Origin of the sequence: Streptomyces sp. NPDC059002 (assembly GCF_042740435.1) — a bacterium.
GTDB lineage: Bacteria > Actinomycetota > Actinomycetes > Streptomycetales > Streptomycetaceae > Streptomyces.
Genome location: NZ_JBHYJI010000038.1, coordinates 35105 through 59630 on the forward strand (window position 1 = coordinate 35105; position 24526 = coordinate 59630).

General features: G+C 73.9%; 4 protein-coding genes. 1 reads left to right on the plus strand and 3 read right to left on the minus strand.

All coding sequences use genetic code 11. The features are described 5' to 3' along the window. Positions 1 to 62: 62 nt before the first annotated feature. Both ACFWZ2_RS28795 and ACFWZ2_RS28800 read right to left on the minus strand, forming a co-directional pair. Positions 63 to 4829: a type I polyketide synthase gene (locus tag ACFWZ2_RS28795; protein WP_384550508.1), complete on the minus strand. Its 4767-nt coding sequence runs from the start codon at positions 4827 to 4829 to the stop codon at positions 63 to 65. Further along, positions 4829 to 10267, minus strand: coding sequence for an SDR family NAD(P)-dependent oxidoreductase (locus ACFWZ2_RS28800; protein WP_384550550.1), 5439 nt, complete (start codon positions 10265 to 10267; stop codon positions 4829 to 4831). Before ACFWZ2_RS28800 ends, ACFWZ2_RS28795 begins: the two co-directional genes overlap by 1 nt. A gap of 879 nt (positions 10268 to 11146) precedes the next feature. Between ACFWZ2_RS28800 and ACFWZ2_RS28805 the strand changes: the two genes are divergently transcribed. Next, positions 11147 to 13942 carry an AAA family ATPase gene (locus tag ACFWZ2_RS28805; protein ID WP_384550510.1) on the plus strand — a complete coding sequence of 932 codons (2796 nt, stop codon included), beginning with the start codon at positions 11147 to 11149 and terminating at the stop codon, positions 13940 to 13942. Between the two features lie 68 nt (positions 13943 to 14010). Here the strand turns inward: ACFWZ2_RS28805 and ACFWZ2_RS28810 are convergent, their stop codons facing one another. Beyond that, a complete protein-coding gene (locus ACFWZ2_RS28810) occupies positions 14011 to 24525 on the minus strand; it encodes an SDR family NAD(P)-dependent oxidoreductase (RefSeq protein ID WP_384550511.1) in 10515 nt (3504 codons plus the stop codon). Position 24526 lies beyond the last annotated feature (1 nt).

The window sequence follows — 24526 nt, forward strand, 5'->3', positions numbered from 1 at the left end:
GTCGCCACTTCTGTGCGAAAAGGTCAGCTGCCAGTAGGCGGGTAGGTCGTGGGAGGCGGAGTTCACGCCGAGCCGAGTTCGTTGTCGATGAACGCGAAGACGTCGTCGGCCGAGGCCTGGGCCAGGCGGCCCTCGACCGCCTCGCCGTCCCCGGCGATGGTCTGGTTCAACTCGGTGAGCAGCGCCTGGACGCGGGCGGTGATGCGGCCCTGCTCGATGTCCTCGGCGGTGAGGCCGCCGAGGCGGGCCGCCACCCGCTCCAGTTCGGCGACGACCGAGTCCACCGAGGTGTCGGCGCCCGCGAGTTCGGTGCCCAGGTGCTTGGCGAGGGCCGCGGGCGTGGCGTAGTCGAAGATGAGCGTGGCCGGCAGCGGCACGCCCGCGGCGGTGCTGATCCGGTTGCGCAGATCGACCGAGGTGAGCGAGTCGAAGCCGAGGTCGCGGAAGGCGGTGGTCGGCTCGATCGCGCCTGCGCCGTCGTAGCCGAGGACGGTCGCGGCCTGCCCGCACACCAGGTCCTGCAGGGCGCGTTCGCGCTCGCCGCCGGTCAGGCCCGCGAGCTTCTGTGCGAAGTCGTCGGCGACGGCCGCCTCGCCGCCCGCGGCCGCGGTCCGCTGCGCCTGCGGCAGGGCGGACAGCAGGGCGCTCGCGCGGGTCGAGGTGAACGCGGGCAGGAACTTCGTCCAGTCCACGTCGGCGACGGTGACGGTGATGTCGCCGCCGTCCAGGGCCCGGCGCAGCGCGGTGACCGCACGGTCGGGGTCGAGGGCGGACATGCCCATGGCCCGGCTCGCCGCGCGCACCGTGCCGTGCGCGGCCATGCCGTCGCCTCCCCAGGGGCCCCAGGCCACGGAGGTGGCGGGCAGGCCCGTCGCGCGGCGGTGCTCGGCGAGGGCGTCCAAGTGGGCGTTGGCGGCGGCGTAGTTGGCCTGCCCCGCGCCGCCGACGGTGGCGGTCAGCGAGGAGAAGAGCACGAACGCCGACAGGTCCAGGTCGCGGGTGAGTTCGTGCAGGTGGTCGGCGGCGTCGGCCTTGGGGGCGAGGACGCCGGTGAACTGCTCGGGTGCCAGGCCGTCCAGGACACCGTCGTCCAGGACACCGGCCAGGTGCATGACGGCCGTCAGGGGGTGCTCGTCAGGGACCGTCGCAAGGAGCGCGGCCAGTGCCTCGCGGTCGGAGACGTCGCAGGCGGCGAGGGTGACCTTGGTGCCGGACCCGGCCAGCTCCTGCGTCAACTCGGCGGCGCCCGGCGCGTGTTCGCCGCGACGCGATGTCAGGAGCAGGTGGTCGGCGCCCTCGGCGGCGAGCCAGCGGGCGACGGCGGTGCCGACTCCGCCGGTGGCGCCGGTGACGAGCACGGTGCCGGTCGGCTTCCACGGTGCGCCCGCCTTGGGCGCCGCCTGCTCCAGGCGCCGTCCGTAGGCGCCGGACTCGCGGATGACGACCTGGTCCTCGCCGCCCGCGTCGGTGAGCAGTCCGGCCAGCCTGGCCGTGGTCTGCCCGCCGGGCTCTGCGGGCAGGTCGACGAGGCCGCCCCACCGGTCGGGGTGCTCCAGGGCGGCCACCCGGCCCAGGCCCCAGACCTGCGCCTGGGCGAACCCGGAGACGGTGGCGGCCGGTTCGTGGGCCATGGCATCGCGGGTGGCACACCACAGGGGCGCCGTGGCACCGGTGTCGCCGAGGGCCTGGACCAGGGCGGCGGTGGCGCTCAGCGGGGCGTCCTGGCTCAGCAGGGACAGCACTCCGTCGAGGTCGTGGCGCTCGGCGAGCAGCCCGGCGAGGGACGCACGGTCCGTGCGGTCCGCCGGGACCAGGAGGGTGTCGACGTCCAGGCCGTGGTCGCCGATTCCGGTCAGGACGGACGTGATCCACGGGTCGTCGGCGCGGGATGCGGGCACGACCGCGAGCCACCGGCCGCCGACCGGGACGGAGGGTCGGGCCAGCGGGTGCCACGTGGCGCGGTAGCGCAGGTCGTCGGCGGCGGCCGCCTCCTGCCGCTGCGCGTGCCAGGCGGCCAGGGCCGGGACGACGGCGCCCACGGACGACTGGTCGTCGAGGCCGAGGGTGGCGGCGACCGCGGCGACGTCCTGCTCGTGCACCAGGTCCCAGAACGGGTCGTCGGCGTCGCCGCCGCGGCCCGTCGCGGAGCGTTCGGCCTGGAGGATCGGGGCGTCCTCCCAGTGCCGGTCGCGCCGGAACGGGTAGGTGGGCAGGGTGACTTTGCGGCCCCCCTCGAAGAGCACGGCCCAGTCGGGGCCCGCGCCGGTGAGGTGGAGTCGGCACAAGGCGTCGGTGAGCGCCGCGTCCTCCTCGCGGTCGCGCCGCTGCGTGCCGATGACGTGCTCCACGACGTCCTGCGCCATGTTGCTGAGCACGGCGTCCGGGCCGACCTCCAGGAAGCGGGTGGCGCCCTCGGCGGCCAGGGTGGTGACGCCGTCGTGGAAGCGGACGGCCTCGCGGACATGACGTACCCAGTACGCGGGCGAGGTGAGGTCGTCGGCGAGCCGCCCGGTGACGTTGGAGACCACCGGCAGTTCGGGCGTGTGGAAGGTCAGGGTGTCCAGGACCGCGCGGAAGGGTTCGAGCATCGCGTCCATGCGGTGGGAGTGGAAGGCGTGCGAGACCTTGAGCCGGGTGGTCTTCTCGAACTGCGCGGCGATGGCGAGGACGGCCTCCTCGTCGCCGGAAATGACCACAGAACGCGGGCCGTTGACGGCCGCGATGTCGACGCCTTCGGTGAGCAGCGGAGCGACGTCGGCCTCGGCGGCGAGCAGCGAGACCATCGCGCCGCCGGCCGGCAGGTCCTGCATCAGGCGGCCACGCGCGGCGACCAGGGTGACGGCGTCGTCGAGCGAGAGGACGCCCGCGACGTGCGCGGCGACGACCTCGCCGATCGAGTGCCCGGCGAGCAGGTCGGGGCGGACGTCCCAGTGCTCCAGGAGCCGGTAGAGCGCGGTCTCGAAGGTGAAGAGCGCGGCCTGGGTGTAGACCGTCCTGTTCAGGAGCTCGGCGCCCTGCCCGTCCGCGAGTTCGGCGCCCTCGGCGAACATCACCTCGCGCAGCGGGCGGTCCAGGTGCGCGTCGAAGGCGGCGCAGACCTCGTCGAACGCCGCGGCGAACGCCGGGAACGCGGCGTACAGCGTGCGGCCCATGCCGGTGCGCTGCGAACCCTGCCCGGAGAACAGCACCGCGAGGCGGCCCGGTTCGGGTGCTGCCACGGGCGTCTCGCGGCCCTCGGCGACGGCGCGCAGTGCGTCGAGCAGCTCGGCGCGGTCGCGGCCGGTGACGGCGACGCGGTGCGTGAACAGCGAACGGGTGGTGGCCAGGGAGAAGCCCACGTCGTACGCGTCGAGGTCACCGGCGACGGACAGCAGCCGGTCGGCCTGCTGACGCACGGCGTCGGCGCTCTTGGCCGACAACAGCCAGGGCAGCACGGGGAGTTCGGCCCGTGCCGGGAGCTCGTCGGGGGCCTCGACCTGCGGGGCCTGCTCCAGGATGGTGTGCGCGTTGGTGCCGGAGATGCCGAACGAGGAGACGCCGGCGCGGCGCGGGCGCCCCTCGGTGTCCCAGGGCCGGGCTTCGTTGAGCAGCTTCACGTCACCCGCGGTCCAGTCGACGGCGGTGGTGGGCCGCTCGGCGTGCAGCGTCTTGGGCAGCACGCCGTGGCGCATGGCCATGACCATCTTGATGATGGCGCCGACACCTGCGGCGGCCTGCGGGTGGCCCATGTTGGACTTGATGGAGCCCAGCCACATCGGCCGGCCCTCCGGGCGCTCCTGCCCGTAGGCGGCGATGACGGACTGGGCCTCGATGGGGTCGCCGAGGGTGGTGCCGGTGCCGTGCGCCTCGACCACGTCGATCTGGTGCGGGGCGAGCTGCGCGTCGGCGAGCGCCTGCCGGATGACCTTGATCTGCGCGGGGCCGCTGGGCGCGGTCATGCCGTTGGACGCGCCGTCCTGGTTGACGGCGCTGCCGCGGATGACGGCGAGGACCTCATGGCCGTTGCGTACGGCGTCGGAGAGCCGCTCCACGAGGAGCATCCCTGCGCCCTCGGCCCAGGCGGCGCCGGCCGCGTCCTCGGAGAAGGAGTGGCAGCGGCCGTCGGGCGACAGCGCCCGGCGCTCGCTGAACTCGATGAACATCTCGGGGCTCGCCATGACCGCGGCGCCCCCGGCCAGGGCCAGGGAGCACTCCCCCTTGCGCAGCGCCTGGATCGCGGAGTGCAGCGCCACCAGGGAGGAGGAGCACGCGGTGTCCATGGTGACCGCGGGGCCTTCGAGGCCGAGGGTGTAGGCGATCCGGCCGGAGACGATGCTGCCGGAAATGGTGCCGCCGATGTAGTCGTGGTGCATCAGGCCGACGAACACACCGGTCGGGGTGCCCTTGACCTGCTGGGGGTCGATACCGGCCCGCTCGAAGGCCTCCCAGGTGGTCTCCAGGAGCATCCGCTGCTGCGGGTCGGTGCCGGGCGCGTCCTTGGGGCTGATGCCGAAGAAGGCGGGGTCGCACTCGGCGGCGTCGTGCAGGAACCCTCCGTGGCGGACGTAGGACTTGCCCGGGGCGCCCGGCTCGGGGTCGTAGATGGCCTCGACGTCCCAGCCCCGGTCCACGGGGAACTCGGTGACGACGTCGACGCCTTCGTCGACGATGGTCCACAGGTCCTCGGGGGTGCGCACACCGCCGGGATAGCGGCAGCCCATGCCGATGATGGCGATGGGCTCCTTGCCCTGGTCCTCGAGGTCCCGCACCCGACGGCGGCTGCGCTCCAGCTCCGTCGTGGCCCGCTTGAGATAGTCGCGCAGCTTGTCGACGGTGGCGGACTCTTCCATTACAGGGCTCCCATTTCGTTGTCGATCCTCGCGAAGAGTTCCTCGTCGGTGGAGGCTGCGAAGTCCTCCGGATACTCCGCCGACACCGCGGCATCGCGTCCGTGCGTGTCCTGCCAGGTCCGCAGCAGCGCTTCGAGCCGTGCGGTGACCCGGGCGTGGCTGCCGTCCTGGTCGGGCAGCGCGGTCAACGCGGCCTCCAGACGGTCCACTTCGGTCAGTGCGGCCCGGGTCTGATCGGCAGGTCCCGGGACGAGTGCCGCCTTGAGGTGGGCGGCCAGGGTCTGGGGCGACGGCTGGTCGAAGACCAGGGTCGCCGGGAGGGCGAGACCGGTCGCGGCGCCCAGGAGGTTGCGCAGTTCGACGGCGGCGAGCGAGTCGAAGCCCATCTCCTGGAAGGCGCGGGCGGGCTCCACGGACTCCGGCGACGCGTGCCCGAGCACCGCGGCGACATGGCTGCGGACCAGTTCGAGCAGCGCGCGGTCCCGCTCGGTGTCCGGCAGCGGTGCGAGGCGCTCGCGCCAGGCGGTGGTGCCGGTGCCTGCGGCGGACTGAACCGCCGTACGCCGTGCGGGCCGTACCAGGCCGCGCAGCGGCGCGGGCACGCCGTCGGCCCTGGCCCGGACCGCCGCGCCGTCCAGGCGGGTGGCGACGACGACGGCGTCCTGGCCGCCGAGGCTCGCGTCGAAGAGTTCGAGGCCCTGGGCGGCGGTCAGCGCGGGCAGGCCGAGGCGGCGCATGCGCTCCAGGTCGGCGTCGTCCATCTGCTCGGCCAGGCCGCCCGCCTGTGACCACAGTCCGTACGCCACGGACACCGCGGGCAGTCCGGCGGCGCGCCGGTGTGCGGCGAGGCCGTCGAGGAAGGTGTTGGCGGCGGCGTAGTTGGCCTGCCCCGCGCCCGCGAGCAGGCCCGCGGTCGAGGAGAACAGCACGAACGCCGACAACGGCCGGTCCTTGGTGAGTTCGTGGAGGTGGAACGCGGCGTCGACCTTCGGGCGGAGGACCCGTTCGACCTCGTCGGGGCCGAGTGAGGCGAGCATGCCGTTGTGGACGACGCCCGCCGCGTGGACCACCCCGCGCACGTCGTGCGCGCCGAGCAGGGCGGCGAGCGCCTCGCGGTCGGCGGTGTCGCAGCCTGCGATCGTCACATCGGCGCCGAGCGCGGTCAGTTCCTCCCGCAGGTCGGCCGCTCCGGGGGCGTCCTCGCCGCGCCTGCTGACCAGGAGCAGCTTCCGTACGCCGTGCCCGGTGACCAGCCGACGGGCGATCAGGGCGCCGAGGCCGCCGGTGCCGCCGGTGATCAGGACGGCGCCGTCCGGATCCCAGTCGACGGGTCCGCCCGGTTTGGCGCGGGCCAGGCGCGGCACGCGTACCTGGCCGTCCCGTACGGCGACTTCCGGTTCGTCGGAGTCGAGTGCGGCGGCGACGGCGGCGTCCGGTGCGGCGCTGCCGTCGCTGTCGACGAGCAGAAAGCGGCCCGGGTTCTCGGCCGCCGCGGCCCGCACCAGGCCGGACAGCGCGGTGTGCGCGAGGTCGTCGGCGCGGATGAGCACTGCGAGCCTGCTGCCCGCGAGCCGTGCGTCGTCAAGCAGGGCGCGCAGGGTGTCGAGGGTGGTGTTGACGCGTTCGCGTACGAGGGCGGGCAGATCGGCGCCGTCGGGTGTGGGCGGCACGGGCAGGAGCACCACGTCGGGGGCCGGGCCCGCGTCGGCCAGGGCCGCCAGGTCGGGGTGGGCCTGTGCGGTGGAGCCGTGCTCCACCGTGCCGAGCAGCGACAGGGCGGGCGTCGTCGCGGGCGCCGGTACCGCAAGCGGTACGAGGTCGACGCGGAACAGCGACTCGTCCGCCTCACCGGCCAGTTGGTCGGCCGAGACGGGGCGGGCGACGAGGGTGCGCACCGAGGCGACGGGGGCGCCGGTGGCATCGGCGAGGGCCAGCGTGACGGACTCGGGCCCTGACGTGGTCAGGTGCAGGCGCAGCGCGGAGGCCCCTGGGGCGTGCAGGGTGACGCCGCCCCAGGTGAACGGCAGCACGGCCTGGCCGCCCGCCAGTTCGAGCAGGTTGACGTGGAGCACCGCGTCGAGCAGCGCGGGGTGGACGCCGAACGCGTCGGCGGTGGAGCGGGCGCTGTCGGGCAGCACGGCCTCGGCGAACAGGTCGTCGCCCCTGCGCCACATGGCGCGCAGGCCTTGGAAGACCTCGCCGTAGCCGTAGCCGGTACGGGCCAGGTCCGGGTACAGGCCGTCGAGATCGACGGGTTCGGCGTCGCGCGGCGGCCAGGCGGAAAGGTCGCGGAAGGCCGCGTCGTCGGCGCCGGATCCGGTGCCGGTTCCGGCGGAGGTCAGCACGCCGTCGGCGTTGCGGGTCCATGCCGCATCCGTGGCGTCGGTACGCCGGGACCAGATGGTCAGTCGCCGCCGTCCCGCCTCGTCGGGGCCGACGGCCACCTGCACGGCCATGGCGCCCTGTTCGGGCAGCACCAGCGGTGCGTGCAGGGTGAGTTCGTCGACGGTGTCGCATCCGGTGCGTTCCGCGGCCTGGAGCGCCATCTCGACGAACGCGGTGCCGGGCAGCAGCACGGTGCCGTGCACGGCGTGGTGGGCCAGCCAGGGCTGCGCGGAGACCGAGAGGCGGCCGGTGAGCAGGGCGCCGCCGGTGTCGGGCAGATCCGTCATGGTGGTCAGGAGCGGGTGTCCGGTCGGGGTCTGGCCGAGCCCGCCCGCGTCGGCGGCGCCCGAGGCGCTGGCCTCGAGCCAGAGCCGGTCCCGCTGGAAGGCGTACGTGGGCAGGTCGGTGCGCGAGGCTCCGTACGCGGCGAAGAACGTGGCCCACTCGACGACTTGACCGGCGGCGTGCAGCCGGGCGAGGGCTGCGACCAGGTCGTGCGCCTCGTCGCCGTCGCGGCGCAGGGCGGCGACGGCGAGGGTGTCCTCGCCCACGCTGTCCTGGGCCATGGCGGTGAGCGTCGCGTCGGGGCCCACCTCGAGGAGGAGACGTACGCCCAGGTCGTGCAGGGTCCGCACGGCGGGCGCGAACCGCACGGGCCTGCGGACGTGGTCCACCCAGTAGCCGGGCGTGGTGATCTTCGCGGGGTCGGCCACGGCGCCGGTGAGCGTGGACACGATCGGTATCCGGGGCTCCTGGTAGGCGCAGCGGGCCGCGGCCTTCGCGAAGTCGGCGAGCATCGGCTCCATGAGTGGGGAGTGGAAGGCGTGCGAGACCTTCAGCCGCTTGCTCTTGTCGAAGCGGGCGGCGAGCGCGTCGACCGCCGCCGCCTCGCCGGAGACGACCACCGACGCGGGGCCGTTGACGGCGGCGAGGCCGACCCGGTCGTCGAGGTGGGGCGTGACGTCGTCCTCGGTGGCGCGGATCGCGGCCATCGCGCCGCCCTCGGGCAGCGCGGCCATGAGGCGGCCACGGGCGAGCACCAGGGCGGCGGCGTCCGCCAGCGACAGGACGCCGGAGACGTGGGCGGCGGCCAGTTCGCCGACCGAGTGTCCCGCGAGGTAGTCCGGGCGCAGGCCGTAGGACTCCAGGAGCCGGTACAGCGCCACCTCGGTGGCGAAGATCGCGACCTGCGCGTAGTCGGTGCGCGTCAGCAACTCGGCGTCCCGCTCGACCACTTCGGCGAGCGGACGCTCCAGTTCCGGGTCGACGAGCGCGCAGACGGCGTCGAACGCCTCGGCGTATACGGGAAAGGCCCGGTACAGCGTGCGGCCCATGCCCGGGCGCTGTGCGCCCTGGCCGGTGAAGAGGAACGCGGTCCTGCCCCCGACGGGCTTGACCACGCCCGCCGATCGGAGCCCGGCCAGCAGGTCCCCGGTGTCGTGGCCGACCGCGACGGCGCGGTGCTCGAAGTGGGAGCGGGTGGTCGCCAGGGACAGGCCGATGTCCGCCGCACGCGCGTCCGGACGTGCGGCGAGCCAGTCGCGCAGGCGCGCGATCTGGTCGGCGAGGGCCTGCGGGGTGCGTCCCGTGACGATCCACGGGACGGGGGCGGCGGCCGGGTCCGACGGGGCGGTGCCCTCCGCGGGGCGGGGGTCCTGGGTGGCGGCGGCGGGGGCCTGTTCGAGCACGACGTGCGCGTTGGTGCCGCTGATGCCGAAGGAGGAGACGGCGGCCCGGCGGGCCCGCCCGGTCTCGGGCCACGGGCGGCGCTCGACGGCCAGCTCGACCGCTCCGGCGCTCCAGTCGACCTCGGCGGTCGGCTCGTCGACGTGCAGGGTGGGCGGAACCTCGCCGTGCCGCATGGCCATCACCATCTTGATGACGCCCGCGACACCGGCGGCGGCCTGGGTGTGGCCCAGGTTGGACTTGACGGAGCCGAGCAGCAGGGGCCGGCCGGCGGGGCGCTCGCGCCCGTAGGTGGCGAGCAGCGCCTGCGCCTCGATCGGGTCGCCGAGGGAGGTGCCGGTCCCGTGCGCCTCGACGGCGTCGACGTCTGCGGCGGTCAGTCCCGCCCCGGCCAGCGCGGCACGGATCACGCGCTGCTGCGAGGGACCGTTGGGCGCGGTCAACCGGCTGCTGGCGCCATCGGAGTTGACGGCGCTGCCGCGGATCACGGCGAGCACGGGGTGGCCGTTGCGCTGGGCGTCGGCGAGCCGCTCCACGAGGAGCATGCCCGCGCCCTCGCCCCAGCCTGTGCCGTCGGCACAGGCCGCGAACGCCTTGCAGCGGCCGTCCGGCGACAGGCCGCGCTGCCTGCTGAAGTCGACGAACGTCTCCGGAGTCGACATGACGGTCACGCCGCCGGCCAGGGCGAGCGTGCACTCCCCCGCCTGCAGCGCGCGCACCGCCCAGTGCAGTGACACCAGCGAGGAGGAGCAGGCGGTGTCGACGGTGACGACCGGGCCTTCGAGGCCGAAGGTGTAGGCGACGCGGCCGGACGCGATGCTCGCGGCACTGCCGTTGGCGAGGTAGCCGTCGAGGTCGTCGGGCGCGGACGCCAGACGCGTGGCGTAGTCGTTGTACATGACGCCCGCGAAGACACCGGTGCGGCTGCCGCGCAGGGCGGACGGGACGATGCCCGCGCGCTCGAAGGCCTCGAAGGAGGTCTCCAGGAGCAGCCGTTGCTGCGGATCCATCGCCAGGGCCTCGCGCGGACTGATGCCGAAGAAGTCCGGGTCGAAGTCGGCGGCGTCGTGCAGGAAGCCGCCGGTGCGCGCATAGGTCTTGCCGGGTCGCGCGGGGTCGGGGTCGTACAGGGACTCCACGTCCCAGCCGCGGTCCGCGGGGAAGTCCGACACCGCGTCGGTCCCCGCGGCCACCAGGTTCCACAGGTCATCGGGCGTCCGGACACCACCGGGGTATCGGCACCCGATGCCGATGATCGCGACCGGACCGTGTGCGCGTTGCTCGTTCTCGCGCAACCGCCGCCGCGCCTCACGCAGGTCCGCCGTCGTCCGCCTGAGGTAGTCGAGCAGTTGATCCTCGTTGTTCACCAGCACGCCATCCGATCGAAATCGAAAGAAGGCTTCAGAAATGCGGAGGGACTCACTCCGAGTCCTCGATCCGCTTCCCCTTCCGTTCTCGGAGGCTAAGGAGGCGGCGAAGGCGCCCGACACCCCTAGCACCCCCAGCACCCCGCCGATTGCCCGTTCGGTCACGGAAAAGTGCCTATCCGTACACCGCCGCTCCCCGACTCCAACATTCCACACGGCTTCGAAACGGATCCCGGACCTACGAAGTCGCACGTGAACGCGCAAGTACACCGAACCCGGTGGCAGTTGAAGTTGACAACGTTGGCGGAGGGCAGTTAGCGTCCGATATCGGACTACTGGATCGAATGTGTCGCCGCAAAGTGGCTCACCACCACAGGAAATACGGCCGACTCCACCGGTTCACATGCCCGTAAAAGCAGCGATAAATCTTCCGCGACCCACGCGTAACGACGTGAAAAGCAAAGGGAACATGATGCATGGTTTCCTCGCGATGAACGTCGACCCAACGTGACTGAGGGGACCCAGGCGTGCGAGGAACGTCCACAGTGCCATCGACCCGGTCGGCGGGAACGCGCGGGCGACCGCGCACCCTCGCGTGTCGACGCCCGCCCGGCCCGCCCGTCCAGGGCTAGCGCCCCCTCGGCCCCTCCCCCCACCTTCGCCGGTGCACCATCTGTGGCCCGCCACCTTCCGCGCCCCGCCGGGAGCCCAGATCAGGGGCCGGACACCCGCTGAGCCCGAGTCCGCGACCGCTCGACCCATCCCCCGCGAACTCGACGGCCAGCGCATCAACCCCTCGATGACCAGCCCTGTCCGCTCACAGGCGCCTGGAGTCGGGGCGCGGCACAACGGGGACCACCGATCACAGGGGGACGCACCATGCGCCTGTTCGACCGAGGCCGTGAACTGCAGCTGCTCAACGACGCACTCGCCGACAGCGTGAAGGGGTCCGGTAGGCTCGTAATCGTCACCGGGGGCCCCGGATCCGGCAAGAGCGATCTCGTCTACGAGTTCCTCAACTCCGTGGACGACCCTGGTATACGCGTGCTTTCCGCAACGGCTTTGGCGACGGACCAGGGCAGGCCGATGGCCGTGGTACGGCAATTGCTCGACAGCGGCAAGGTCCGCTGCCCCGCGGTGGAGCGGCTTCCACTGTTCCGCGGCGAAGGGGAAAAGAATTTCCAACAGAGTGAAAAAGAATGGCACATTGCGGTGGCCAGCGCGGTCGACGAAGCTACCGGCGCGTTACTTCAATCCGCCGAAGATGATCTTCCCTGGCTCATCGCCGTGGATGACGCCCACCTGATGGACGGCGAATCCCTGCAGATGCTTCTCAGCCTGCTGAGACGAATCCGCACCAGCCGAATACTCGTCGTCTGCGTAACCTCGGGTAACGACTCAGCTCAGGCCACCGCGCATACGGATCTCATGCGCCAGCCGCACCGTCGCCTGCGCCTGCCGCCCCTTTCGGAGCAGGGCGTCGCCGCCCTGCTCGCCGCCCAGGCGGGGCGGCTCCTTCCGTCGAAAATCAGCCGTGCCTATCACCGTGCGACCGCCGGGAATCCGATGCTGGTGCACGCGCTCATCGACGACAGCACCTGCGCGCAGACGGAAATCGGCCAGCCCTTCGCCAGCACCGCCTACCGCCGGGCCGTACTCCACTCCCTCACCCGAGGAGGGCCCCGGCACATCCGGGTGGCGCGGGCCCTGGCGGCACTGGGCGACAAGGCCTGCGCGACCCTCGTCGGAGCACTCACCGGAACCACGCCCGCCGCTGTGCAGGACGTGGTCGACGTACTCAACTCCACGGGGCTCCTCGACGGTTACGCGTTCCGGCAGCCGGCCGCCGCCGCGGCGGTCCTCGACGACACGGACCCCACCGAGCGCCGCGACCTGCACAGCGACGTCGCCGACCTGCTGTACCGGTGCGGCTCACCCGCCTCCGAGGTGGCCGGGCACCTGCTCCTGGCCGACCGGGTCGCCCACTCCTGGGGCAGGACGGTCCTGCGCACCGCCGCCGACGCGGCGCTGGCCGCGGACGACGTGACGCTCTGCAGCCGCTACCTCTGCCTGGTCCTGCGCGACTGCGACGACGAACGCGAGCGGCACGCCCTGTCGGCAGCGCTGGCCCGCGCGGAATGGCGGGTCAATCCGGCCGCCGCGGGAACCCATTTGGCGCCCCTGCGTGAGGCCGCGCTCAGCGACGCGCTCGACGCGCGCGACACGGCCACCGTCCTGCGGCACATGCTGTGGCAGGGCGACACCGAGCTGGCCGGCAAGGCCATCAGTGCCATGGTGCCCTCGCGTTCACGGGCCGGCACCCACGCCATCGCCGAAGTCGAGTTCATCCAGCAGTGGTTCTACGGCGCGGCGATCGCGGGGCGCGGCTCCGACCTCACCAGGGTCATCTCGCAGCAGCGCCGCCACATACCGTCCGACAACTCCACCGCACTGCGCGCCAAGATGGCCGTCCTCGTCGGCGGCGACGCCACCGACGAGTCCGTGTCGGCCGTGACCCAGGCGCTGCAGAGCCACCAACTCGACCATCTGAACCTGGAACTGGTCGCGATGGCCCTGCTCGCCATCGCGCACACCGACCGCACCGCCGACGCCACCAGAGCCTGCGACGAGCTGTTCGACTGCGCCGTCCGGCGCGGCGCACGGACCTGGCAGGCGGTGCTCGGCAGTGTCCGCGCGGAGCTCGCCCTGCTCCAGGGCGATGTGACCACGGCGGCGGAACGGGCCGTCGAGGCGCTCGACATGCTGCACGCCCAGAGCTGGGGGGTACTCGTCGGTCACCCCCTGTCGACGGCCATCTTCTCCTACACCGCGCTCGGACGGCACGACGCCGCCGAGGAGCTGCTCGAACGCGACTGCCCCGAGCCGATGTTCCGGACCGTCTTCGGCCTGCAGTACCTGCGGGCCCGCGGGCACCACTACCTGGCCACCGACCGGGCTTTCGCCGCCCTCGACAACTTCGAGACCTGCAACCGGCTGATGCGCGACGGCAACCCCAATCTGCAGAAGGGCATCCCCTGGCGGACCGACCTCGCCCAGGCCAACCTCCGCATCGGCAAGGTGCGGACGGCCAGGGAGTGGGCCCAGCAACAGCTGCGGCTGCCGGGCGGGCACAGCTCACGGGCCCGCGCCATGGCCCTGCGCGTGCTGGCGAGCGCCAGCAAACCGCACCAGCGCACCTCGCCGCTGCGCGAGGCGATCGACCTGCTCAAGTCGTGCGGCGACCGGCTCGAACTCTCCTTGGCCTACGCCGACCTGTCCGCCGCCCACTCCGAGCTCGGTGAGTTCGACCGGGCCCGCCTCGTGGCCCGTCAGGCCGCGCAGGAGGCCGAGGCGTGCCACATCGAGTCCCCGGTGGACCATCGCCTCCTCGCACCCGGTGCCTCCGTGGCTCCCGCGGCCGACGGCTCCGACGCCGTCCAGCCGCTCCTGAGCGACGCCGAGTACCGCGTGGCCGGACTCGCCGCGCTCGGCTACACCAACCGGGAGATCGGCAGCCGTATCCACGTCACCATCAGCACCGTCGAACAGCATCTGACGCGTGTGTACCGCAAGTTGAACGTGGCGAGCCGCGCCGACCTCCCCTCCAAGATGCTCGACCACCGCATCCCGACCCTGCCCGACCAGGACCACCCCAGCAGCTCGCCGGCGGTCTGACCGCCTCGCTCGTCGGCGCGACGGCCGCATCCCGTGGGACCGGGGTGCGGCCGTCGCGCTGGTCGGCGTCAGTTGAAGCCGCCGAGCTCGTCGTCGAGGATGCCGAACAGCTCGTCCGCGGATGCCGACGCCAGCTCGGGCCCTTCGGCCTCGCCACGCCGCGGCACCTCCCACTCCCCCGCGCCGTCCCACTTCGCGCTCATGGCCCGCAGCCGCGCGGCCACCCGGGCACGCCGCTCCTCGTCGACCGCCGCCGACTCCAGTGCGGCCTCCAGGAGTTCCTCAAGACGCATCACCTCCGCCTCGGCGTCCACGGAGTCCTCCGCGGTGTCACCGCCCAGCTCCTCGAAGAGGTGGTCCGCCAGGGCTTCCGGCGTGGGGTGGTCGAAGGTGATCGTGGTGGACAGCCGCAGCCCGGTCTCCGCACTGATGCGGTTGCGCAGCTCCAGCGCGGACAAGGAGTCCACGCCGAGGTCGCCCAGGGCCCGTCCGGGTTCGATGACGGCGGCACCGCTGTGACCGAGGACGTCGGCGACGTGGCCGCACACCATCTCCGTCAACAGCCGCCTGCTGTCAATGGCGTTGAGCCCTTCGAGGCGCCGCGGCAGCCCCTCGGTGGCCGACGGCGCGGCCTGCGCGGTGCGCCGTGCCGGAGCCGGGGCCAGGCCCTTGATCATGCGCGGGGCGTCCTCGGTGACCTGGACCCGGACCGGAAGCAGCAGGGCACTCTCGGCGCGCAGGGCGCGGTCGAACAGCTCCAGTGCCCGGTCCGCGGGCAGCGGCAGGATGCCGTCGCGGGCCAGTCGGCGCGTCTCGTTCTCGCCGAGCCCGGCCGCCATGCCCGCGCCGGTGTCCCACAGGCCCCAGGCCAGGGAGACCGCGGGCAGTCCCGCGGCGCGCCGCCGGGCGGCGAGCGCGTCGAGGAACGCGTTGCCCGCCGCGTAGTTGGCCTGTCCCGCCGCGCCGAGGGTGCCTGCCGCGGACGAGAAGAGCACGAATGCCGCCAGGTTCAGATCGGCGGTGAGTTCGTGCAGGTTCCAGGCGGCGTCGGTCTTGGGCCGCAGCACCGCGTCGAGCCGGTCCGGGGTGAGATCGGTGAGCAGTCCGTCGTCCAGGACTCCGGCGGCGTGCACCACGGCCGTCAGGGGATGCTCGACCGGCACGGACTCCAGGAGCCGGGCCAGGGCGCCTCGGTCCGTGGCGTCGCAGGCCGCGAGGGTCACGGTCGCGCCGAGCCCCGCCAGGTCCTCGAAGCCGTCGGCCGTGTCGGCGCCGCGGCTGGTCAGGAGCAGGTGGCGTACGCCGTGCCGAGTGACGAGGTGCCGGGCGAGCAGACGGCCCAGGCTGCCCGTGCCACCGGTGATCAGCACCGTGCCCTCGGGGTCGAGGCCGAAGCCGGATGCGCCGGTGACCGCCTCGTCCGGCTTCGCCACGTACTCGGCGAGGCGCGGCACGTACACCGTGCCCGCCCGCAGGGCGAGTTCGGGCTCGCCGACGGCCACGGCGGCCGGCAGGACGGCGTGGGACGCGGGGTCGTCGTCGATGTCGACGAGGACCAGGCGGCCCGGATGCTCGACGGCCGCGGCACGCACCAGGCCGGAAACGACGGCCTGCGCCGGATCGGGCGCGCCCGCCAGGGCGGCGGCGGACCGGGTGAGGACCACGAGGGGGCCGGAGCCCGCGTCGGTGCCGGTGTCGGCGAAGTGCTCCTTGAGCGCGGTGAGCGCCTCCGACGCCGTCTCCCTGGCGAGGACCGGCAGCGGCGCCCCGGTGTCCGTACGCGGGCGGACGGTGAGGGTTCGCGGCGCGTTCGCGGCGCTGCCGTCGGCCATCGGCAGCGGTGTCCAGCGCACCTCGAAGAGGTCACCGGGTCCGCCGGTCGCGGATGCCGCCGCGTTCAGCTGCTCGGCCGTCACCTGGCGGACGCGCAGGGACTCCACCTCGGCGACGGGCGCGCCCGTGCCGTCGTACAGCCGCAGCGTCATGCGCTCGGTGCCGTGCGGGGTCAGGCGCAGCCGCACCGCGGTGGCACCGGCCGCGTGGAGGGTGACGCCGTCCCAGGAGAACGGCAGCGTCATGACGGTGGGGTCCTGGCCCGCGAGCAGGTCGATGGCGTGCAGCGCCGAGTCCAGGAGCGCCGGGTGCAGCCCGAACCCTTCGGCCGCGGCGGTGTCGGGCAGGGCCAGTTCGGCCCAGACCTCCTCGCCGAGCCGCCACGCGCCGCGCAAGCACTGGAACAACGGGCCGTAGGCATAGCCCTGTTCGGCGAGGTGGGCGTAGGTGCCGCTCACGTCGACGGGCGCGGCGCCGTTCGGCGGCCAGCTCTCCTGGCCGACCGGCTCGGCCCCGGTGCGCGCCGTGAGGACACCCCCGGCGTGCCGGTTCCAGTCGCTCTCCGCGCCTTCGGGGCGGGCGTGGACGGTCAGCTGCCGCCGCCCCTCGCCGTCGGGAGCACCGGCGATCACCTGGAGGTGGACGGCGCCGCTCTCGGGCAGCACCAGGGGCCGCTCGATGGTGAGTTCCTCGATGTGCGGGCACCCGACCCGGTCACCCGCCTGGACCGCGAGTTCGACGAAGGCGCTGCCCGGAAGCAGGACGACTCCGGCGACGGCGTGGTCGGCGAGCCAGGGGTGGGTGTCCAGGGAGAGGCGTCCGGTCAGGGCGACGGTGTCGTCATCGGCCAGGGATAGGACCGCTCCGAGCATCGGGTGCCCTGCCGGGGCCTGGCCGAGGCCGCCCGCGTCCGCGGGGGCGCCGGGCAGGTCGTCCAGCCACAGGCGCTGCCGCTGGAAGGCGTACGTCGGCAGGTCCGTCCTGCGGGCGCCGGTCCCGGCGAAGACCTGCTGCCAGTCGACGGTCAGGCCGCGCATCCTGGCGGTGGCCAGGAGGGCTGCCAGGGCGGCGTCCTCGTCGCGGTCCCTGCGCAGGGCGGGCACGAGCAGCGACCTCTCGGGGTCCGCGAGCGCGTGGACGCCCAGGGCGGCGAGCACCGCGTCGGGGCCGATCTCGACGAACGTGCGCACGCCTGCGGACTCCAGGGTCCGCACACCGTCGCCGAAGCGCACGGCCTCGCGGGCGTGCCGGACCCAGTACGCGGGCGAGCACAGTTCGTCGTCGGTGGCCCGGGTGCCGGTGACGTTCGAGACGACGGGCACGGCGGGCGGGGCGAAGCGCAGTGCGCGTGCGGTCCGCTCGAACTCCGCGAGCATCGGGTCCATCAGGGGCGAGTGGAACGCGTGACTGACGCGCAGGCGCTTGGTCCTGCGGTCGGCGAAGGCGGCGGCGACCGCTCCGACGGCGGCCTCGGTGCCGGAGACGACGACGGCGCGCGGGCCGTTGACGGCGGCGACGGAAACGTCCGGGCCCAGGTGCGGCCGTACCTCGTCCTCGGTGGCGTCGACGGCGAGCATCGCGCCCCCGGCGGGGAGTTCCCCCATGAGGCGGCCCCGCGCCGTGACGAGCCGGGCGGCGTCGGCCAGGTCGAGTACGCCGGCGACGTGCGCGGCCGTGATCTCGCCGATGGAGTGTCCTGCGAGGTGGTCGGGGCGCAGCCCGTAGGACTCCAGGAGCCGGTACAGCGCCGTCCCGACGGCGAACAGGGCGCTCTGCGTGTACAGGGTGTGGTCGAGCAGGGCCGCTTCTTCGCTGCCCGGCTCCGCCCACATGACCTCGCGCAGCGGACGGTCCAGGTGTGCGTCGAGCGCCTGGCAGACCTCGTCGAGAGCCTTCCGGAACGCGGGATGCGTGGCGTGCAGGCCACGGCCCATGCCGGGGCGTTGCGCGCCCTGCCCGGTGAAGAGGAACGCGACCTTGCCAGGGGTCTCACGGCCGCGTACGACGAGGTCGGCGGCCTTGTCCTCGGCCAACGCGGTGAGTCCGGTGAGGAGTTCGTCCCGGTCACGGGCGATCACCGCGCCCCGGTGGGCGAGGTCGGCGCGGCCGGTGGCGAGCGAGTGGGCGAGGTCGGCGAGCGGCCGGTCGGCGACGGACTTCAGCCGCTCGGCCTGGGCCGCGAGGGCCTCGGGGGTGGCCCCGGAGAGCAGGATGGGCAGCAGCGGCGCCGCGGTGTCCGCAGGCTCTGCGGACACGGGGGCCTCGGTGGGTGCCTGTTCGATGACGATGTGGGCGTTGGTGCCGCTGATCCCGAAGGAGGACACACCCGCACGCCGCGGACGGTCCGCGTCGGGCCACTCCCTCTCCTCCGTCAACAGCCGTACGGCGCCCGCCGACCAGTCCACCTTCGTCGACGGCTCGTCCACATGCAGGGTGCGCGGCAGTACGCCCTCACGCATCGCCATGACCATCTTCATGACGCCCGCGACACCGGCCGCGGCCTGGGTGTGGCCGATGTTCGACTTGATCGAGCCGAGCCACAACGGCGCGTCCTCGGAACGGCCCTGGCCGTAGGTGTTCAACAGAGCCTGCGCCTCGATCGGGTCACCCAGCGTGGTACCCGTACCGTGCGCCTCCACCACGTCCACATCGGCCGCCGACAGGTGTGCGGCCGCCAGGGCCTGCCCGATCACCCGCTCCTGGGAGGGGCCGTTGGGCGCGGTCAGGCCGTTGGACGCACCGTCCTGGTTCACCGCCGAGCCGCGTACGACCGCGAGCACCTCGTGGCCGTTGCGCCGCGCATCCGACAACCGCTCGAGGACGAGGACACCGACGCCCTCGGACAGGGCCGTTCCGTCGGCGCCCTCGGCGAAGGCCTTGGCGCGGCCGTCGGCCGCGAGGTTGCGCTGCCTGCTGAAGTCCACGAACGTGTCGGCCGTCGACATCACGGACACACCACCGGCCAGGGCCAGCGTGCACTCGCCCTGCCGCAGCGACTGCGCCGCCAGGTGCAGCGCGACCAGCGACGAGGAGCAGGCGGTGTCGACGGAGAGCGTCGGTCCTTCCAGGCCGAGCGTGTAGGCGACACGGCCGGAGGCGACGCTGCCGAGGCTGCCGTTGCCCAGGTAGTCGCGGACGGGCTCCGGGGCGTTCTTGAGGCGGCTCCCGTAGTCGTAGTACATGACGCCGGTGAAGACACCCGTGCGGCTGCCGCGTACCGCGTGCGGGTCGATCCCGGCCCGCTCCAGCGCCTCCCAGGACGCCTCCAGGAGCAGCCGTTGCTGCGGGTCCATGGCCAGGGCCTCGCGCGGGCCGATGCCGAAGAAGTCGCTGTCGAAGTCGGCGGCGTCGTAGAGGAATCCGCCCTCGCGGGTGTAGGTGTGACCGGCCTTGCCGGGCTCGGGGTCGTACAGGTCCGCCAGGTCCCAGCCGCGGTCGGCGGGGAACTCGGCGATGCCGTCCCGGCCTTCGGCGAGCAGCCGCCACAGGTCCTCGGGGGTGGTGACGCCGCCGGGGTAGCGGCAGGCCATGGCGACGATGGCAACCGGCTCGTCCTGGGCCAGGACGGCGGCGTCGGCCGCGGGGGCCTGCGGGGCGTCGGGGCCGACGAGTTCCCGCTTCAGATGGCCGACCAGCGCGTTGGCGTCGGGGTAGTCGAAGACCAGGGTGGCGGGCAGGCGCAGGCCGACGGCGTTGCCGAGCCGGTTGCGCAGCTCGACGGCGGTCAGGGAGTCGAAGCCCGCCTCGCGGAAGGCGCGGCGCGGGTCGAGCACCATGTCGGCGCCGTGCCCGAGCACCGCGGCGACATGGGTGCGGACCAGCTCCAGGAGTTCCGCGTCGCGTTCGGCGGGGGTGAGGGCGGCGAGCCGGTCGGCGAACGAGGCGGTTTCGGTGCGGGCCGCCGCCGCACGCCGGGCGGGGGCGGGCACCAGGCCGCGCAGCAGGGGCGGTACGTCGCCCGCGCGGCGCAGTGCGGGCAGGTCGAGGCCGACCGGCAGCAGCAGCGGATCCCCTGCGCCGAGTGCGGCGTCCAGCAGCTGCAGGCCGTCCTCGGTGGGGATCGGGCGGACTCCCGCGCGGGCCATGCGCTCGACGTCGGCGTCGGCGAGGTGGGCGGTAAGCCCGGTGCGCTGTTCCCAGAAGCCCCAGGCCAGGGAGAGCGCGGGCAGTCCGAGTCCGGCGCGGTGCCGGGCCAGGCCGTCGAGGAAGGCGTTGGCGGCGGCGTAGCCGGACTGGCCCGCGCCGTCGAGGGTGCCCGCGGCCGAGGAGAACAGCACGAACGCCGAAAGACCGAGGTCCTTGGTGAGTTCGTGCAGGTGCCAGGCCGCGTCGACCTTGGGCCGCAGGACCGCGTCGATGCGGTCCGCGGTGAGGCTGGTGACCAGGCCGTCGTCGAGGACGCCGGCCATGTGGACGACGCCGGTCAGCGGATGCCTGTCGGGCAACCCGGCCATCAGGGCCGCGAGTTGCCCGCGGTCGGCGGCGTCGCAGCGGACGACGGTGACGTCCGCGTCGAGGTCGGAGAAGTCCTCGTCGGCGGTTCCGCCGCGGCTCGCCAGGACCACGTGGCGTACGCCGTGCTCGGTGACCAGGTGACGGGCGACCAGGCGGCCGAGCACGCCGGTGCCACCGGTGATCAGTACGGTGCCGTCGGCGGGGAAGGCGGTTGCCGGTCCCCTCGGGACACCGCGGTCCAGCCTCGGCACGTGCACGGTGCCCTCGCGCAGGGCGAGTTGGGGCTCGCCACTGGCCGCCGCGGCGGCCACGGCGGCCGCGGCCGGGGCGGCGGTGTCGACGAGGACGAAGCGGTCGGGGTGCTCGGCCTGCGCGGCACGCACCAGACCCCACACGGCGGCACCGGGCAGATCGCGGACGCCCTCGTCGGCGACGGCCACGGCCCCGTCGGTGAGCACCAGGAGCCGGGCGGCCGCCGTTCGGTCGTCGGCCAGCCAGGCCCGGATCGCGTCGAGCGTGCGGCCGACCGCGTCCCGGGTGCCGCCGATGGGCTCGGCATCGCCGGTGACGGGCAGCACCACCCAGTCGGGCACGCCGTCCAGGGCGGCGAGGCCCTCCGCGCCCAGCACTGTGAAGGCGGCGTCGGGCCGCTCGGCCACGGGCAGCGCGGGCCACGCCAGGCGGTACAGGTCGTCCGCGCGGCCCTGTGCCGCGAGGGTCTCGGGGTCGACGGGCCGGGAGACCAGACCGTCGACGGCGGCGACGGGAGCGCCGGTCGGGTCGGCGAGCTGCAGGCTCAGGGTGTCGCTGCCCCGGAGGCGTACGCGCAGGGCGGTGGCCCCGGACGCGTACAGCGAGACGCCGGTCCAGGAGAAGGGCAGCCGGGCCCCCTCCTCGGTGTCCGCCGCCTCCCGGGCGCCGAGCCCGTCGGCGTGCAGGGCCGCGTCGAAGAGGGCGGGGTGCAGGGCGAACCGGTCGGCGTCGACGGGCAGTTCGACCTCGGCGAACGTCTCGTCCCCCCTGCGCCAGGCGGCGCGCAGGCACTGGAAGGCGGGCCCGTACGCGTAGCCGATGGCGGCGAGGCGCTCGTAGGCGTCGTCCACCGGCAGGGGCGTGGCGTCGGCGGGCGGCCAGGCGGCGAGGTCGAATCCGGCCGGCGCGCTCTGCGGTGCGAGGAGGCCGGAGGCATGCAGGGTCCAGGCATCGCCCTCCGCGCCCTCGGGGCGGGAGTGGACGGTCAGCGCGCGGTGGCCGCTCCCGTCGGTGGCGGCGACGTGCAGTTGGAGCTGTACCGCCCCTTGTTCCGGCAGCACCAGCGGCGCCTGCAAGGTGAGTTCGGCGACGTGTCCGCAGCCGATGTCGTGGCCCGCGCCCAGCGCGAGCTCCACGAACGCGGTGCCGGGCAGCAGGACCGTGCCGCCCACCGCGTGGTCGGCCAGCCATGGCGCGGTGGCGGCGGTGAGCCTGCCGGTGAACAGCGTGCCGCCCCCGGCGACCGGGACGGCCGCGCCGAGCAGCGGATGGCCGGTGGCCGAGAGCCCCGCGGCGGTGACGTCTCCGGTGGCCGGGGAGCGGCCGAGCCAGAACCGCTCGCGCTGGAACGGGTAGGTGGGCAGTTCCGCGGCGCGCACCGGCGTCTCGGCGAACACCGGGGACCAGTCGACCGGCACCCCGGCCACGAACGCCTCGCCCAAGGAGGCCAGGACGCGGTCCGGGCCGCCGTCGTCACGGCGCAGCGAGCCGAGCCCGGTGATGTCGGCGCCCGCGGCGTCGGCGGTCTCCTCGATGCTGTGCAGGAGCACCGGGTGCGGGCTGCATTCGACGAAGACGCCGTAGCCGGCGTCGAGCAGGGTGCGGGTGGTGGGCGCGAAGAGCACGCTCTGGCGCAGGTTGGTGTACCAGTACGTGGCGTCCAGGCCCGTCGTGTCGTACGGGGCGCCGGTGACGGTGGAGTAGAACGGCACCTCCGCGGTCCTGGCCTCGATGCCCGCGAGGTCGGTGAGCAGGCGCTCGCGGATCGACTCGACGTGCGCGCCGTGCGAGGCGTAGTCCACGGGGAGCCGCTTGGCGCGGGCGCCGTCGGCGACGATCGCGTCGCGCAGGGCGTCCAGGGCGGCGGCGTCTCCGGAGAGGACCACCGAGGAGGCGCCGTTGACGGCGGCCACCGAGACGCGGTTCTCGTAGGGCCCGATGAGGTCGCGCACCGTCGCCTCGGGCAGCGCGACGGACATCATGCCGCCGTGTCCCGACAGGTCCTCGGCGATGGCGCGGCTGCGCAGGGCGACGACGCGGGCCCCGTCGGCCAGGGACAGCGCGCCCGCCACGCAGGCGGCGGCGATCTCGCCCTGGGAGTGGCCGATGACGGCGGCGGGCCGCACGCCGTGCGCCCGCCACACCTCGGCGAGGGACACCATGATCGCCCAGAGCACGGGCTGGACGACCTCCACCCGCTCCAGCGGCTCGCGGGCGCGCACCGTCTCGATCAGGTCCCAGTCGGTGAAGGGCGCGAGCGCCTGGGCGCAGTCGGCCATGGCGGCGGCGAACACCGGTGAGGTGTCGAGGAGTTCGGCGGCCATGCCGGGCCACTGGGAGCCCTGCCCGGGGAAGACGAACGCGATGCGGGACTCCCCCGCCCGCGCGCCGCGCACCAGGTTCGGCGCGGCGCCGCCCTCGGCGAGGGCCGTCAGGCCCGCCGTGAGCGCGGGCAGGTCCGCGCCGGTGACGACGGCCCGGTCGTCCAGGGCGGCGCTGGTGGTGGCCAGCGCGTACGCGATGTCGGGCACGGGATCGGCGGCGGTGTTCAGGTGGTCGATGAGCTGCCGGGCCCTGGCGGTCAGGCCGCGCTCGCCCTTGCCGGAGAGGACCAGCGGGAGCGGCCCGGTCCAGGCAGGTTCCTCCTCGCGGGCCGGGGGCTCGGGGGCGGCCTCGATGATGACGTGGGCGTTGGTGCCGCTGATGCCGAACGAGGACACGGCGGCGCGGCGCGGCTCCGCGGTCTCGGGCCAGTCGCGCGCCTCGTCGAGCAGCGCGACGGCGCCCGCCTCCCAGTCGACCTGGGAGGTGGGGCGGTCGGCGTGCAGGGTCTTGGGGAGGCGGCCGTTGCGTATGGCCATGACCATCTTGATGATCCCTGCGACACCCGCCGCGGCCTGGGTGTGGCCGATGTTGGACTTCACCGAGCCCAGCCAGAGCGGCTCTTGACGGCCCTGGCCGTAGGTGGCGAGCAGCGCCTGCGCCTCGATCGGATCGCCGAGCGGGGTGCCCGTGCCGTGGGCCTCCACGGCGTGCACCTGGGTGGCGTCGAGCCGGGCGTTGGCCAATGCGGCCCGGATGACGCGCTGTTGGGAGGGGCCGTTGGGGGCGGTCAGGCCGTTCGACGCCCCGTCCTGGTTGGTGGCGGTGCCGCGCACGAGGCCGAGGACGCGGTGACCGTGGCGGCGGGCGTCCGAGAGTCGCTCCAGGAGCAGCATGCCGACGCCCTCGCCCCAGCCGGTGCCGTCGGCACCCTCGGCGAAGGACTTGCAGCGGCCGTCCAGGGCGAGGCCGCGCTGGCGGGAGAAGTCGACGAAGGTGTCCGCGGTGGACATCACGGTCACGCCGCCCGCGAGGGCCAGCGTGCATTCGCCGGTACGCAGCGCCTGCACCGCCAGATGCAGGGCGACCAGGGACGAGGAGCAGGCGGTGTCGACGGTGACGGCGGGGCCTTCGAGACCGAGGGTGTAGGAGACGCGGCCGGAGGCGACGCTGCCGAGGTTGCCGTTGCCCAGATAGCCGTCGACGCCCTCGGGAACCTCGGTGAGCCAGCTCCCGTAGTCGTGGTACATGACGCCCGCGTAGATCCCGGTGCGGCTGCCACGCAGGCTGTGCGGGTCGATCCCGGCCCGCTCGAACGCCTCCCAGGACGTCTCGAGGAGGAGGCGCTGCTGCGGGTCCATGGCCAGGGCCTCGCGCGGGCTGATGCCGAAGAAGCCGGGGTCGAAGTGCGGTGCGTCGTAAAGGAATCCGCCCTCGCGCACATGGGTCTTGCCCGGAGCGTCGGGGTCGGGGTCGTACAGCGCGTCGCCGTCCCAGTCGCGGTCGTCGGGGAAGCCGCCGACGGCGTCCACGCCCTCGTCGACCAGCTGCCACAGCTGCTCGGGCGTGCTGACGCCGCCGGGGTAGCGGCAGCTCATCGAGACGATGGCGATCGGCTCCTGGACCGCCTCGGTGATCTCGGTGTTCCGCTGGCGCAGCCGCTCGTTCTCGAGCAGTGACTCGCGCAGCGCCTCGACGATCTGCTCGACGGATGTGTCCACG